The following is a 15513-nucleotide window of genomic DNA, read 5'->3' as shown; positions in this document are numbered from 1 at the left end:
TTGGGAGAGCTGGGGGGACGTGTGTGGTCAACGGGCGTCGAAATAGCCGCGGTTGTGCTCGACGATGGTGTCCCAGTCCGCGTCCGCGTCGGCGGGGAAGCGCAGGACGTCCCAGCCGGCCTCCTCCAGGCGGTAGCCGGCCTCCGTGTCGCGCGTGGAGTCGGCGGGGTGGCCGGGGAGGTCGACGAACACGGCGAGACTCACCCCGTCCAGGCGGAAGACCAGGTCGGGGCAGGCCGCCGCCTCGGCGACGAAGGCCTTGACCTCGTCCGGCGGGCGGTAGCCCTTCGCCCGCAGCCAGCCCAGCAGATCACCGCGGGCGACCAGTTCGGCCAGGTCCGCCTCCACCGGGGTCGGCGACTGCTCCGGGGCCGCCTGCCCGGCGGCGGTGCCGGCACCCTCGGCCGCCGGGGCGAGCCTGCGGAACCGCTCGCTGCGGGACTCGCCGCGGTCCTCCGGCTCGGTGCGGGCGCCGGCCAGCCGCAGCAGCAGCGGCAGCGCCGCGTGCCGGCTCAGCTCGCGGTGGTGCGTCTGGTTGGCGTAGGTCAGCAGGCAGGCGTAGCAGCCGCGGGCGCACTTCTCGCCGTCCGCCGGGCCGCCCAGGTCCGCGCCGGTGTCCGGGTCGAAGTGGCAGATGTCCAGCGCGGTGCGGGCCGCGCGGGCCAGGGCGTCCTTGTCGTGCTGGATCCGGCGCAGCACACCGGCCCCGCCCTCGGCCGCCTCTGTGAACAGCATGCGGCGGCGCGGACCCTCGTCCGGCGGCAGCAGCTCCGCCGTCAGCTCGGAGTCCTCCAGCTCGAACGCCGCCTCGACGCCCCGCTCCAGCGCGTACAGGAAGGACAGGGCGACCGGCTCGGGCTGCGGCTCGTCCAGGGTGACGACGAGGATGTTGCGCCGGTCCTCCACATAGGGCAGGACCCGCTTCTTGCGCCGCTTCTCGTTGCCGTCCTCGTCGACCACCGGCATACCGGTGCCCTCGATGGCGTCCGCGGCGGCCCGGTCGTTGAGCCAGCGGCCGTCACCCAGGTCCAGCCAGTAGCCGTCCGGCTCGCCCTCCTTGTCGCGGACCCGGCCCAGGTTCGTGATGCGGACCGTCGCCGAGTCGCCGTAGTCCAGGTCGAGGACCGGCGCCCCGCCGTCGTCCGCGACGTGCGAGGTGAGGCGGCCCTTGCGGACGCCGTGGTCCTGGAAGGCGTACGACACCTCCAGGCGGAAACCGGCGCGGCGGCGCTCCTCCTCGTCGGAGGAGATCCGCTCGCGCGGCGTGGTGTACACGGTGTGCAGGTGCAGGAGGCCGGTGCGCTTCCCGGTCAGCGTCTCACCGCACATCGCGCACAGGTCGGAGCCGGCCCTGACCTCGTGGTGGTAGCCGCAGCCGTCGCACCGCCTGGCCTCCGCCGTCGCCAGATCGCCCGAGGTGTCCGGCGGCAACTGCACCCGCGTGACCTGGTAGCGGGCGCCCTCGTGGTAGATCAGCGCGCCGGGACCGAACTCGCGGATCGCGAGGAAGCGCGGCCGCTGGAGGTAATCCCCGTCCGCGTTGCGGCGGTTGCCCGAGCGCGGGATGTACGCGGCCAGCGGCAGCCGGGGGAAGCTGTAGCCCGGCAGGAACCCCTCGGACGCCAGATAGCGGTACGGATTGAAGTCGCTCATCACCGACTTGCTGTCCACGGAGCGGTTCAGCAGCAGGTTCGTCTGCGTCTCCGCCTCCCGGCGGCGGGTGCGCGCCCGGCCCTGCTCACCGGGGGACAGGGTGTGGTCGACGACCCGCTTGTTCTGCTCGTACTGGTCGAGGACAGCCGCCCGGAACAGATCGCGCCACCGGTCGAAGGAGGCGTCAAACTCGGCGGGGGCCCGCGCGATCCGGTCCTCGATCCACTCGTCGTACCACCAGGTGGTCGCCTCGAAGTCCGTGAGCAGCGGCGCGAGGACGCTTCGGGCGGCGGCCACCGCACGCCGGCGCGCGTCCTCGTCCAGGGACAGGTCGCGGATGCCGGGCAGCAGCGGCAACGCCATCCGCGGGTCCGGGCGGTCGCCGCCGTCCGGGTCGTAGGCGACGTCGACGACGTCCGGGATCGCGGTGCCCAGCTTCATGCCGGTCTCCGCCAGCCAGATGCCCTGGAGATGGGAGCGGACCAGGTCCTCGTTGGCGAGGTCCAGGCGCGGCGGGGCCACCTGCCCCGCCACCATGTCCTGCGAGCGGCGGAAGTAGTACTGGTCGTGGCTGTTGCCCGTCGCGCAGTACGTCGTCACCAGCGCGGGCTGCCCGGAGCGGCCCGCCCGGCCCGAGCGCTGCGCGTAGTTCGCCGGGGTCGGCGGCACGTTGCGCATCATCACCGCGTTGAGCGAGGAGATGTCCACGCCCAGCTCCATCGTCGGCGAGCAGTACAGCAGCGGCAGTTCGGCGGCACGGAACCGCCGCTCGCGCTCCAGCCGGTCCTCCGGGGTGACCTGCGCGGTGTGCTCCCGCGCGTACAGGCCGGCCAGCTCGGCCGCCGCCGAGCGGTACAGGTCGCGGAAGAACGAGTTGACGCGCGGGCCCTCGCCGCTGCTGTAGGTGCGGGCCAGCGGGTCGACCGCGCCCCGCACCCCGTCCCCGGCCCGCCAGACCAGGCACGCCGCCGACACCCGGAACCCGGTGCGCTTCTCCGCCGGCCGCCGGCGGAACGCCGGGCCGGACCGCTCGGGGGCCGCCTCCACCTCCCGCACCAGCTCGGCGTCGCGCAGCACCCTCAGCAGATCCTCGATGACCTTCTGCACGTCCTCCAGCGACGCGTCCGGCGCGCGCAGCTCGGGCATGTTCCGCCGCAGGTACTTGCCGAACTTGCCCCGCGCCGACAGGAACAGCGCCGAACGCTCCATGCCCGGCCGCGAACCGTACGGGTAGGCGGTGCCCACCGCCGGCCGGTCGCTCTCGCCCAGCACCCACGGACCGGCCAGCCGCTCCTCGCTCGCCCGCTGCAACGTGTCGAAGTCGTCCCGGAAGTACTGCACGTCGATGGCGAGACCCCGCCGCAGGTGGTCCAGCAGCGTACGCGCGACCTCCTCGCGCAGCGCCGGGTCGGCGTCGCGCAGCACCGCGTGCGTCTCCGCCCACCGTTCGCCGTGCGCGGCGATCCAGTCCAGGTCCTCGTAGTCGATCCGCAGCAGCCCCGTCTGCTCCAGGTTCGGCATGGTGATGCGCCAGCCGCGCTCCAGGTCCCGGTACAGGCGGTACCCGACCACGTCCCGGAACGCCTTCGCGGCCCGCCGCTCCAGCGACGGCGGCAGATCCGTGCCCGACGCGTACGCGCGCGGCGCGAGCCCCATCACCTCGGTGACGGCCTCGGCGAGGTCGTCGTGGCGCAGGCCCTCCGCACCGGCCCGCACCGCCGCCTGGTACAGGGCGCCGCGCAACTGCGTCACCTGAGCGAAGTCGTTGAAGTGCCCGGCCTGGAGGGAGGCGTCCTGCCGGTTGTCGACGAACGTGAGGAGCTTGCGCGCCTCCTTGCCCAGGCTCTCCTCGGGCACCGCCCGCAGCGACTTCACGATCGACGCCGAGATCAGCGACGTCGCCGAGGAGCGGCCCTCCTGGTCCAGCGTGGCCAGCTTGGCGAAGTCCCGGCCGCGCGTCTGCTCGTAGGAGACCTGGCAGTGCACGCAGAACAGGAACGGCGCGGGCACGAACGCGGCCACCAGGCCCTCGCCGGACTCACCGCCGTACGCGCGCACCAGGCCCTCGCCGGACTCACCGCCGTACGCGCGCACCAGGCCCTCGCCGGACTCACCGCCGTACGCGCGCACCAGGCCCTCGCCGGACTCACCGCCGTACGCGCGCACCAGGCCCTCGCCCGACCCACCGCCGTACGCGGCCACCGGACCCCCGCCCGACTCGTCGCCGTACGCGTCCACCACGACCCGCTTGGGCACGCGGGGCCGGTACGACTTGCGGACGGCCATCACGCCCTGGGTGTCCGGCTCCAGCCACGACTCCGGCAGCCGCCGGTCGTCCACGGCCTTCTGCGGATCGGCCGGCCACTCGTAGTCCTGGCCGGGCATGCCCAGGTACAGATAGCCCTCGCCCTCGCGGCCCCCGGACGCCGAGGTGTCGCGGCGCGGCTCGTACCGGAACGCGCCGTTCTTCTCGGTGCGCCACACCGTCAGGTACTCCTGCCCGCACTCTCGGCAGAACGCCAGCGGGAACAGCGGCTTGCCGTCGCTGTCCGGCTGCTCCAGCTGGTAGGTGCGGGTGAGCGGCCGGGTGAGCGGGTCCTGAAGAGTCGTGTAGACGGTGTCGCCCTTGGACAGGAACTGGTGCAGCCGGAACGCGAACAGGGGCCGCTCGGTCAGCGGGTGCTTGGCCTGCGCGCCCGCCTCCAGAGTCGTCCGGATCGCCTCCCGCACGCTCTCCTCGGCCACCCCGGAGGCATCGGCCAGCTCGGCCGCCGCCACCTCGACCGTCTCCGGGGCGCGCCGGCGCAGCCGCCCCGTGCCCGCCTCACGCTCCAGACCGAACCGGGACTCCACCCAGCGGGCCAGTGGGTCCTTCGTCAGCGCCTCGTACGAGCGGGGCGCCGCCGGCACCCGCAGCCGCTCCTCCGGCACCGACTCGGGCACCTCGTCGGTCGCCCGGACCAGGGTCTCGCCGATCACCCGCTTCGGCAGCACCGTCGTACCGAACAGCCGGCCGGCGACCTTGGCCACCTCGCGCCGCTGGTCCTCCCAGGACCCTTCCGTGGACATGGTCGCCGACGTGCCGACGCACTGCAGGTCCGCCGACGCCCGGCAGGCCTCCCGGACCCGGCGGATCAGAAACGCCACGTCCGCGCCCTGCCGGCCCCGGTAGGTGTGCAGCTCGTCGAAGACGAGGAACCGCAGCCCCTCCGCCATGCGGATCAGGCTGGACCGGTCGTCCGGCCGGGTCAGCATCAGCTCCAGCATCACGTAGTTGGTGAGCAGGATGTCCGGCGGGTTCCGGCGCAGCTCGCGCCGCTCCTCGCTGGTCTCCTGGCCGGTGTAGCGGGCGAACGTGACCGGCTCGCGGCCCTTCCCGAAACCGTGCCGCAGGTACTTCTCCAGCTCGCCGAGCTGCGAGTTGGCCAGCGCGTTCATCGGGTACACGACGATCGCGCGCACCCGGCCGCCCGCGTCCGGGCCGGCCGCCTCGCGCTCCTTCAGCACCCGGTCCACGATCGGCACGATGTACGACAGCGACTTGCCGGAACCGGTGCCGGTGGTGAGCACGTAGGAGTCGCCCGCCTGCGCGGCCTCGATCGCCTGCCGCTGGTGCAGGTGGAAGGTGAGCGGGCGGCCGTCCGGGCGCGGGGAGGTCTCCCGCTTGCCGGCCTGGAAGATCTCCGCGCACCTCGGGTGCAGCACGCCGTCCCGCACGAGGTCGGTGACCTGGCCGCCGTCGGCGAAGAACGGGTTCAGCGACAGCCACGGGTCGGGCCACTGCGACTTCGCCGCCAGGTCGTCCTCGACGAAGCCGGCGATCCGGGCGTCCCGGATGACCGTCGCGCTCTGCGTGAAGCTCGCGTACTCGCCGATCAGGTCGGCGTGGATGCCGAAGACGTCCATCGCCTCGGGCAGCCGCGGCTCCCGGCGCGGTGCGGGCGCCGGGGCCGCGGGGGCGGGCTCCGGGAGCAGGGCGCGCAGCCGCGCCACCGGGTCCATCACCTGCCAGTGCGGGGCGAGCAGGGCGGCCGTGCCGTCCGGGGCGAGCGCGAGCGGGACCAGCGCCTCCCGTACCAACTCCGCGTTCTCCGGCCGAAGTTCGGCGTCCTTCTCCAGCAGCCGGTCCACCAGCCGGACCAGTTCGGGCGGCAGGTCCGGACGGACGAGGGTCAGCCGGGGCGGACGCTCGTGCTGGTGCTGCCCGGCCAGCTCGAACGGGGTCCGGGCGGAGAACGGCGGCCGGCCGATCAGCATCTCGTACAGGATGCAGCCGAGCGCGTACAGGTCGGCCGGGGCGGAGACCCGCTCGGCGCGGAACTGCTCCGGCGCCATGTAGCGGGCCGTGCCCACGCTGACGCCCGTGCTGGTCAGCCGCGTCTGGTCGGGATCGTCGACGATCGTGCCCATGCCGAAGTCGAGGATCTTCGCCGTGCCGTCGCCGGTGAGCATCACATTCGCCGGCTTCAGATCGCGGTGCACGACCCCCGCGGTGTGCGCGGCGGCGAGTCCGGAGGCGAGCTGCGCCCCGATGGCGGCGGCCCAGGAGACCGGGAGCTGCGGCTCCTCGTCGACGAGGTCCGCGAGCGGATGGCCGTCCAGCAGCTCCATCGCCAGATAGGGCAGACCGGCGCCGCCGTCCGGCGCCTCGTCCACGCCGCCGTCGAGGAGGAGGGTGAGGTTCGGGTGCCCCTGGGAGAGCATCCGCATGATCCGCACCTCGCGGCGGAAGCGGTCGACCTCCTTGCCGGACCCCGAGGTGTCGACCGAGATCCCGGTCCGGCCGCGCAGCACCGTCTTGACCGCCACCTCGCGGTGCGGGGAGTCCGGCGCGGCATGGAGGTCCTCGGCGCGGTGCACCTCGCCCATGTTCCCGCGCCCCACGATCCCCGTGATCCGGAACCGTCCCGCGACCGTCTCCCGGCTCACGGCCCCTCCCCGATTTCGCCCGCCCTGTGCACGATAGGTGTATCCCGCAGGAGAGTACACCTTTGGTCGTTGACGACGATGGTGCATGTGTGTTGACGTTGTCAACAGGGTGGGTTCTGTCGGTAGGTGCGTCAGATGCCGAGCCCGCCTGCCGCGAGCCGGTCGTTGAAGTCGCCCGCCAGTTCCCTGCCCAAGCCGCCGGCCTCGGTGAGCAGCGTCTCGAAAGCGCCGAGGCGGCGGAACGTCTCTGCGTACGCCACCTGCTGCTCCAACGGCAGCTGGAGCACCTGGAGACGCCGGATGTCGACCCGCGAGGAACTGGAGGCGTGCGTGCCGGCCTGGCGTCCGTTGGCCGGTGCGCGCAGACATCCGGCGAGGAAGTGGGCGTCCAGCTTCCCGGGGTCCGCCCGCAAGGCGTAGAGCTGGGGGCCCAGGGCCACCGGCGGCCCTTCATGGACCCACGCCCGGAACGCCCGGCTCACTCCGGCGACCACCACGTCGCCCTCCTCGGCGACGGCATGACCGTCGCCTTCGACCGGCGGACCGCTGGGCGTGCCGTCGAGCAGCAGGTCGGCGACGGTGAGGAGGGGTACGGCGGTCCCGCCGACGGGCGCGTTGTCGTCGGGGGGCTGCTGACCTGTGCGCAGCGTCAGCGCGCCGGCCTTGACCAGGTCTCCCACTGTCGTCGTGGTCTGCTGGGTGCTGGTCGCGGTGCTGGTCGCGGTGCTGGTCGCGGTGCCGAGCGCGGACAGATGCCGTGCATGGTCGGCCAGGTCGGTCAGCAGTGACCCGAACACGCCCCACTTCTGGGCCAGTTCCTTCGACGACGGTTCGGACGCCGACGCGGTGTAGCGCCCCGGGGTGACGTCCACCTCGTCGTCCAGGAGGTCGAGCAGGGGAACCCGTACGGCGCTGTCCGGCGGCTCCTGACCGGGCTGGTCGAGGACCGTCAGCGCGGTGAGGACGAAGGTGCCGAGAGCGTCCCAGTCGGGGCTCGGCTCGCGCGTTCCCGGCCGGGCGAAGCCCGTGGCGTCCACCAGGAGCACGTCCTGGGCCGGGGGAGGGGTGGCGGAGCCGTCCGCCGCCGCGCGCAGCACCCACAACTGCAGGGACACGCTGTGGGGTTGGGCACTGCCCGGAGGCAGGGCCACCACCGCCCGCAGCGCTCCGGTGCGCAGCAGCGAGCCACGGACCCGCCGGCCCGCCCTGCGGGACGCGACCGCCGGCGGCAGGACGACCACGGCGGCACCGCCGGGCTCCAGGTGGGACAGGAGGTGCTGCACCCAGGCCAGTTCGGGCTCCGTCCGCGGGGGCAGGCCATGGCTCCACCGCCGGTCGGCGGCGAGTTCCTCGTACCCCCAGTCCCGTTCGTTGAACGGCGGGTTGCACAGCGCGATGCCGGCCCTGGTTCCGCTGAACGGATCGTCCCGCAGGGAGTCGGTGGTGGCGATCCGCACCCGGGCGGGGCGGTCGTCCGCGACGAAGCCGAGCCGGGCGGACGCCAGCGCGGCCGGCGCCGGATCCCGCTCGCAGCCCAGCAGTTCGAGGCCCGGACCGCCGTACTCCCGCGCGGCGGCTGCCAGCAGGTGGCCGGTGCCGCACGCGGGATCCAGCACGGTCAGGCCGTCACCTCCTGGTCCGAGGCGGACGGCGAGGGCGATCCGGGCCATCAGCGTGGCGAGGGGCGGTGGCGTGGTGCTGAGCTGCCGGACATGGGTCTCCAGCCACCGTTGCAGCAGGAACTCGAAGGTGTCGCGCGGCCCCTCCGCCCGCCCCAGCCTGCCCGCCTCGGCCACCAGCGCGCGGGCCTGCGGGGAGAGTTCGGGGTGGCTGATCCGCGCCCTGGCGGTCCGCATACGGCGGGCGGCCTCGGCGACGGCAAGACCCGACTCGTTCCGGCTTGCGAGCAGTTCGAAGCGTGGCCAGAGGAGTTCCTTGCCGCCGATGTCCGTCAGCTTCCCGTGGTCGCGCAGCCACTGTTCGATCTCGGTCAGGGAGAACTGCGGACTGACGTCGGTGCCGCCGATCCGGTTGGGGAAGGAGTCGTGGCGCCGGCGCCAGTTGCTCACGGCGGCGCGTCCGACGCCGGCGATCCGGGCGATCTCGGCCAGGCTGACGGGTACGGCGTCCGGGGTGCTCATCGAACAGTCTCCGAGGTGCGGGCGGCTGGGCTGGGGTCGGCGTCCCAGCGGCCGTGTGGCGTGTGGCCGGTGTGGCATGGGAGGCTACTACGCTCATTGACTGAGTTCACAGGGCGCGCGTTCCCTCGTTGTGTGGGGGGAGTGTGGAGGTCGGGGGCCCCGGCTCGCGACGCACGGGGTGCTCAGGCAGGGCAGGCGGCCCGCGTGGTGGCGTCGCCCCAGCGCATCATCAGGTAGTGGCTTCCGCCGATCTGCGCCACGGCGTAGCGGGAGTACGGCCACGCGTCGCCTGCGCTCTCCCGCTGAGCCACGAGGGCCCGGCACGCCTCACCGGCGGCCATGGCCGCCCATGACTCGGCCTTCCCCTCGGCTGCCCATGGTGCGTAGTCGGACCAGACGTACATCACCCCGTTGCCGGGGTCGAAACCCACTTTGATCTCCGCGTTGCCGAGGACGCGATCCGTGCCGAGGGTCTGGCGCATGGCGTTGCTGCGCTGGATGGTCTTCCGCGCGAGGCGGTCGGCGACCCGGATCTCGTCGCCGTCGGTGCTGGGAATCATCGCCTGCCCGAGGCCGTCCTCGTCCGGCGCCCAGTCCTGCGCGTTGCCGTCCGGGTCCTGCCCGGTGCCGTCCTCGGCGGCCACGTGGCACCGGGAGTTGGTGACGAAGTCGTCCTGCCACGTCACCTCGGGACCCTGACCCGGCTCCTCCCGTACCATCACGTACCGGCGGTACGGCAGATCCGGGTGCAGACGCAGGACGACGTCCCGCGCCGTCAGGCACATGTTCCTGGCGATCTCCGTCTCCGCGTACATCGCGCCCTGCTCGTCGGAACTGAGCGTGTAGGAGAGGTAGACCTCCTGGCGGGCCTCGTGGAACCGCACGGCCCCCGGGGAGAAGACGACGCCGTCGCCCAACTCCTGCCCTACGACCCCCTCGTCGTGCAGGACCGCGCGCGCCACGTCGTGCTCGCCAGCGCCCTGCGCGGCCCTGGCCAGGCTCCAGCTCTCCGCGGTCGCGGTGGTGCCGCTCGGGGTCTGCTGCTTCGCCGCCGCGTCGCCGTTCACCGTCTTCCCGGACGGCCGCGCGGAACCGGCGGAGGAGGACGAGGCGGACGCGGAGGCCGAGGCCGCCGCCGACGTGTGCGGGCCGCTCCCCGTCCCGGGCAACAGCGCCGCCACCCCTCCGGCCAGGCCGCCGATGACGCCCGCAGCGAGAATGAGGCCGCCGACCAGCCGCTTCCTCGGCTGCTTAGGGCCGGCGGTCAACTGCCACGAAGGATCGTCCCCGGCCGGGACGTTCCACACGGCGGCGACCATGTCCACAGCCGGCGCCGCCGATCCCGGGGCGGTGCCCCCCACCTGGGTCGCCTCGGAGGCCAGCCGGACCGCGCACTCACGGGCGGCTTCGGCGGCGGAAGGGCGGTCACCTGGCTCCTGGGCCAGCGCCTTCTCCACGATCGCGCGCAGGGCGGCGGGGACGCCGTCCAGATCGGCCTCGCCCGACATCACCCGGAAGGCCACCACGTCGGGCGCGCCCGTCCCGAACGGCAGCCGGCCCGTTGCCGCGTACGCCACGAGCGCTCCCCAGGCGAAGACGTCGCCCGCCGGACCCGCGGTGCCCTGACGGTACTGCTCGGGGCTGATCCAGCCGGGGGTACCGGTCATCACCCCGGTCCGGGTGACGCTGGTGCCGTCGGCGGCGTGGGCGATGCCGAAGTCCAGCAGTCGGGGCCCGGACGGGGTGAGGAGCACGTTCTGCGGCTTCACGTCGCGATGCACCACGCCCGCGGCGTGAATCGCGGTCAGCGCCTGCGCCGTCGCGGCGGCGAACGCGAACAGGCTTCCCTCGTCGAGGGGCCCGTGCGCGCCCACGTGCTGGTTCAGCGTCGGCCCCGGCACGTAGGCGGTGGCCAGCCACGGCGTCCCCGCGTCCGGATCGGCGGCGAGCAGCGGGACGAGATGCGGCCCGGTGACCCGGGAGGACAGGTGCACCTCCCGCCTGAACCGCGCACGGAACTCGGGATCCTGCGCCTGCCCGGGATGGACCACCTTGACCGCCACGCGCATGCCGTCGGACGTCACTCCGGCATGGACGGTGCCCATGCCCCCCGAGCCGAGCCGCCCGACGATCCGGTACGGGCCTATGCGGGCGGGGTCACCGGGGCAGGCCGGCTGGACTCTTCCGCCGGAGCCGTTCTCACTCACGCACACTTCCTTGAACTGTGATGTCCGGCCCGAGTGGACCGAGGGGCTGTGCCCGCCGGGCATCGATGGACAGCACGATCCTCGATCCAGGCGACGAATCGTTGTGAACTTAGCGCACGGCAACGCATCTTGATGCCCCTTCGACAAGGTTGCCCCCGGGAACGGGCCTCCCGGTCCGTCCGCCGATGGAGCAGCCTCGTCGCCGTCAGTGGAGTTGGGGGACCTTGGGCATGGATGTGAACGACGCGGCCAGAGCGCGATTCATCGACCTGGAGTGCAGTCCCGAAGACGCCGACCTTCTTGTTCACGCGGGCATCGACCCGGACATCGTCGGTACGAACGCCCCTGACGCCGTGAGCTTCGCCTCTGCCGCCGTCCATCACGATCTGGCCGACCCCAACGGCTGTCTGGAGGCCGCGGGTGGTGATCCGGACGAGGCATGGAGGGCCTGGGCGAGGGACTCCATAGAGAGCCCCATGTATGAAGGCGATGACGAGGGTGACGATCGAGGACCCAGGCCGCGGCTCCGATTCACCGGCGGTCGGGGCGTCGTCGGCGTCGGCGAGGGCAACACGCCCTACGACGAGGCCGGCCGGTTCGGGGAGCGGAGGACGAGGAGGGTGATCTCGCTGGGGGCGAAGACGCGGAACGGCGGGCCCCAGAAGCCGGTGCCGCGGCTGGTGTAGAGGAGTGTGCGGGCGCCGTGTCGGCTGAGGCCGGCCAGGGCGGGCTGGTCGAGGCGGACCAGGTGGTGGAAGGGCCAGATCTGGCCGCCGTGGGTGTGGCCCGACAGCTGGAGGTCGACGCCGGCGGCCGCCGCCCGGTCGACGAACTTGGGCTGGTGCGCCAGGAGCAGCACGGGCAGGCCGGGGTCGGCGCCGTCGAGGGCGCCGGCGAGGTGGGCGCGGTGGCCCGCCAGGCCGGAGGACTCGGCGGTGACGTCGTCCACGCCGGCGACCACGAGGGTGTCGCCTCCGCGTTCGAGCAGCAGGTGGCGGTTGCGCAGCGGCTCCCAGCCCAGCTCGTCCATCAGGTCGACCCAGCCCTGGGCCTCGCTGTAGTACTCGTGGTTGCCGGTGACGTACACGCGGGCCCGGGTGGCCCGCACGGTCCCCAGGGGCAGGGCCTGGGCGCGGCGGCGTTCGGCCGTGCCGTCCGCGATGTCGCCGGTGTGGCAGACCAGGTCGGCCTCCAGGGTGTTCACCGTCTCGCACACCCGCGCCGACCAGCGGGTCCGGTCGAGCGGGCCGTAGTGGGTGTCGGTGATCAGGACGACGCGGGTGCCGTCCAGTCCGGCGCCCAGGCGCGGGAGGCGTACGTCGAGCCGGCGCACGCGGGGTACGCGGCGGGCCTCGGCGTACCCCCAGGCGAGCAATACGGCGGTGACGCCGAGGACCGCCCACGTCACGATCCGGGCCCGGTCCTGGCCGTGGCCGACACCGGCCGCGGTCAGCGCGAGCCGCAGGACGACACCGAGCAGGACGGACCAGGTGAACAGGACCCAGCTGGCGCCCAGCAGCGTGTCACCGATGATCGCCGCCCCGTCCTGCTGGCGCCGGCCGTGGCCGCGCGTCATCGCGAGCGGCATACCGGCGAGGCCGAGGACGAACAGGGCGGTGCCTGCCAGTGTGACGGGCGGCGGCCAGTGCTGGCCGCCGTACAGCAGGACCCAGCAGGGCACGGCCCACAGCAGGACGGGGGCGACCAGGGGGAGGTAGCGCAGCAAGCGGTGCGGCAGGCTCCGCCGCGGCGCCGGCGCCTCACCCTCGGCGGGCCGGATGTCGCTGGTGTCGGTCACGTTTCCCCTCCCTGACCGGACTGCCCTTCCGCGCACTGTATCCGGTCACCCCCGGCCCGGCCGGACCGGTGTTCTCGGGGCGGCCGAGGTGAGGGAACGGTCGGCGGCGCGGCGGTGGGTGGCGTGCAGGTAGTAGGTGACGGCGCCGACGGCGAGGCCGACGATCCAGGAGATGTCCGCGTCGCCCAGGGCCTTGGCCAGCGGGCCTTCGTAGACGGGGCTGTTGATGAAGGGGATCTCGGCCGCGATGGTGAGCAGGAAGATCAGCACGGCTCCGGTGTCGCAGCGGCCGTACGGGCCGTCCTTGCGGAAGAACGCCTGCACGTCGTAGTCGCCGTGGCGGACCAGGTAGTAGTCGGTGAGATTGATCGCCGTCCACGGGATCAGCAGGTAGAGCAGGATCAGGATGATGTTCTGGAAGAGGTCCATCGTGTGGGCGCCGGCCAGGAGCGCGAGCACGGTCGTCACGGCCGTGAACGCCACGGTGAACAGGGTGCGGGCGCGCGGTGCCGCCTTGGCGCGGCCGGTGGGGGAGACGCCGCTGAGCGCGGTGAGGAAGGCGCCGTAGGGGCTCTGGGCGGAGCCGGGGATGCCGCCGAGGACCAGCGCCGCGACCAGCAGCCCGGAGATGGCGGGGAACTGGTGGGCCAGGAAGCCGATGGAGTTGTCGCCGAGCGAGTCGCCGCCCACGACCGCCGCGAACGCGCCGATCACCATGACCCAGGAGCCGCCGACGGCCGCGCCGAGGTACGTCCACCAGAAGGTGGCCTTCGCCGGGGTGGACTCGGGCAGGTAGCGGGAGTAGTCGGAGACGTACGGGGCCCAGGTGATCTGCCAGGACGCGAAGATGGAGATCGCGAGCAGCACGGTCCCGGCGTTGACCGACGTGCCGTGGTAGTGGGCGGGAAGGTGCCGGGCCAGCTGGACGAAGAGCGCGAGGAAGACCACGCCGGAGACGACGGAGAGGTACTTGCTGACGGCGTGGATCAGCTTGTAGCCGACCACGGCCACCGCGAGGGTGGCCAGGTTGGAGAGGACCACGCCCGCGGCGTAGGGGACGTGGATCCAGTCGGCGACGGCGTGGCCGTTGACCACCGCCCCCTCCAGGGCGAAGCCGAAGTACATGGCGACCACGATCGCGACCGGCAGGATCGCGCCGTAGAAGCCGAACTGCGCCCGGCTCTGGATCATCTGAGGGATGCCCAGCTGCGGTCCCTGGACGGAGTGGTAGGCCATGAAGAGGCCACCGACCAGATTGCCGACCAGGATCGAGAAGACCGCCCAGGGCAGGTCGAGGCCGATGGTGACGGCGAGGGCGCCGTTGACCAGGCCGGTGATCTGGACGTTGCTCGCGAACCAGAGGGTGAACAGGTGCCAGGGCTTGCCGTGGCGTTCGCCGGCGGGGACGTGGTCGATCGCGCGCTGTTCGAGGGTGCTGCTTCTCCGGGGGCTGTCGCTCATGGGGCGGGGCCTTCCTCGGTTGTCGGGCGGGAGCGGGTGGGATCGGGTGGGGTCGGCTGGGATCGGACGACGTGCGCTACGGGGCTGCCGGGGCCGGTGCGGCTGCCGGTGCTGGTGCCAAGGCCAGGCGGTGGAGGGCGAGGGCCGCGTACAGGGCAGCGCCGTCGGCGAGGACTCCGTCGTCGAACTCGACGTGGGGGGAGTGGTTGCCGGGCGCGTGGTGATGGTCCCGGCCGGGCGGGGTGGCGCCGAGCTGGACGATGGTGCCGGGGATCTCCTCCAGCACCCGGGAGAAGTCCTCCGAGGCGGTGAGCGGACGCGCCATCTCCTCGTAGCGGTCCGCGCCGAAGAGTTCGCGGGTCACGTCCGCGGCGAAGGCCGATTCGGCGGGCTCGGCGACGGTGGGCGGGTACTCGTTGACGTACCGGACCTCGGCGTCCACGCCGTGGGCGGCGGCGACGCCCCGGCACAGCCGGGTCAGCTCACCGGCGAGGCGTTCGCCCGTGCTCCGCCGGAAGGTGCGGACGGTCGCCTCGAACCGCGCGGTCTCCGGGATGATGTTGGCGGCCGTGCCGGAATGGAGAGTGCCGACGCTGAGGGCGGCGGGCTCCAGCGGATCCACCACCCGGGCCAGGGCGCCGGGGAGTTCGCCGATCATGGCGCAGGCGGCGGGGATCGGATTGCGGGCGTGGCTCGGGGCGGAACCATGGCCGCCGATGCCGCGCACGGTGACGGCGAGGCGGTCGGAGGCGGCCATCAGCGGGCCCGGCCGCGTGGCGAACCGTCCCCCGGGCCAGTGGCGCGCACTGACATGCAGGGCGTACGCCGCCTGCGGTCGCTCCCCGGCCGCCTCCAGCAGGCCCTCCTCGATCATGTGCCGGGCGCCGTCGTGGCCTTCCTCGCCGGGCTGGAACATCAGCACGATCCGGCCGGCCCACCGCTCCCGCCGCGCGGCGAGCAGGTGCGCGGCGCCGGCCAGCATCGCGGTGTGCAGGTCGTGGCCGCAGGCGTGCATCCGGCCGTCGATCCGCGAGCGGTAGTCCACGCTCGCCTGCTCGGTGACGGGGAGTGCGTCCATGTCCGCGCGCAGCAGGACGACCGGTCCGGGGCGGCCGCCCTCCAGCACGGCGGTCACGGAGGACAGCGCCCTGCCCTGCGTGATGGTCAGCGGGAGCCCGTCGAGGGCGCCGAGCACCTTCTCCTGCGTGCGGGGCAGGTGCAGCCCGGTCTCCGGTTCCCGGTGCACGTCCCGGCGCAGCCGGGTGAGCCACTCGGACATCCGTCGCGCGTCGTCCCGTAGGTCCATCGCTTCCCTCCGGTGTTC

The 15513-nt window shown here is 73.2% G+C and carries 7 protein-coding genes; 1 reads left to right on the top strand and 6 read right to left on the bottom strand.

Annotated features, from left to right (window positions below; translation table 11 throughout):
* Nucleotides 1-27: 27 nt before the first annotated feature.
* The 3 genes from DBP14_RS36615 to DBP14_RS02605 form a co-directional block, all read right to left on the bottom strand.
* Entirely contained in the window at nucleotides 28-6582 is a 6555-nt protein-coding gene (locus DBP14_RS36615; protein ID WP_241740773.1) for a protein kinase, read from the bottom strand.
* A 131-nt stretch (nucleotides 6583-6713) separates the two neighbouring features.
* A complete protein-coding gene (locus tag DBP14_RS02610) occupies nucleotides 6714-8723 on the bottom strand; it encodes an N-6 DNA methylase (protein ID WP_129305432.1) in 2010 nt (669 codons plus the stop codon).
* A 182-nt stretch (nucleotides 8724-8905) separates the two neighbouring features.
* On the bottom strand, nucleotides 8906-10930 hold the full coding sequence (locus DBP14_RS02605) for a serine/threonine-protein kinase (protein WP_129305431.1): 2025 nt from the start codon (nucleotides 10928-10930) through the stop codon (nucleotides 8906-8908).
* Between the two features lie 230 nt (nucleotides 10931-11160).
* Between DBP14_RS02605 and DBP14_RS36345 the strand changes: the two genes are divergently transcribed.
* Nucleotides 11161-11616 carry a hypothetical protein gene (locus DBP14_RS36345; protein WP_206739192.1) on the top strand — a complete coding sequence of 152 codons (456 nt, stop codon included), beginning with the start codon at nucleotides 11161-11163 and terminating at the stop codon, nucleotides 11614-11616.
* On the opposite strand, the gene DBP14_RS02595 is transcribed toward DBP14_RS36345, so the two are convergent.
* The 3 genes from DBP14_RS02595 to DBP14_RS02585 all read right to left on the bottom strand — a co-directional run bounded on the left by DBP14_RS02595 (nucleotide 11508) and on the right by DBP14_RS02585 (nucleotide 15495).
* Complete coding sequence (locus DBP14_RS02595) at nucleotides 11508-12728, bottom strand: metallophosphoesterase (RefSeq protein WP_129305430.1); 1221 nt, start codon at nucleotides 12726-12728, stop codon at nucleotides 11508-11510. The genes DBP14_RS36345 and DBP14_RS02595 overlap by 109 nt on opposite strands.
* A gap of 45 nt (nucleotides 12729-12773) precedes the next feature.
* Nucleotides 12774-14189 carry a cytosine permease gene (locus DBP14_RS02590; protein WP_129305429.1) on the bottom strand — a complete coding sequence of 472 codons (1416 nt, stop codon included), beginning with the start codon at nucleotides 14187-14189 and terminating at the stop codon, nucleotides 12774-12776.
* A 76-nt stretch (nucleotides 14190-14265) separates the two neighbouring features.
* Nucleotides 14266-15495 carry a M20 family metallopeptidase gene (locus tag DBP14_RS02585; protein ID WP_129305428.1) on the bottom strand — a complete coding sequence of 410 codons (1230 nt, stop codon included), beginning with the start codon at nucleotides 15493-15495 and terminating at the stop codon, nucleotides 14266-14268.
* Between the last annotated feature and the right edge of the window lie 18 nt (nucleotides 15496-15513).

The sequence above is a fragment of the Streptomyces sp. L2 genome, assembly GCF_004124325.1.
In the GTDB taxonomy this organism is placed as follows: Bacteria; Actinomycetota; Actinomycetes; order Streptomycetales; family Streptomycetaceae; genus Streptomyces.
Note: the sequence above shows the minus strand (reverse complement) of the source record. Positions and strands in the feature narration are given on the sequence as shown.

Coding starts and splice junctions, on each gene's coding strand:
- DBP14_RS02610 (WP_129305432.1), bottom strand. CDS start 8,723: ATGAGCACCCCGGACGCCGTACCCGTCAGCCTGGCCGAGATCGCCCGG.
- DBP14_RS02590 (WP_129305429.1), bottom strand. CDS start 14,189: ATGAGCGACAGCCCCCGGAGAAGCAGCACCCTCGAACAGCGCGCGATC.
- DBP14_RS02585 (WP_129305428.1), bottom strand. CDS start 15,495: ATGGACCTACGGGACGACGCGCGACGGATGTCCGAGTGGCTCACCCGG.
- DBP14_RS36345 (WP_206739192.1), top strand. CDS start 11,161: ATGGATGTGAACGACGCGGCCAGAGCGCGATTCATCGACCTGGAGTGC.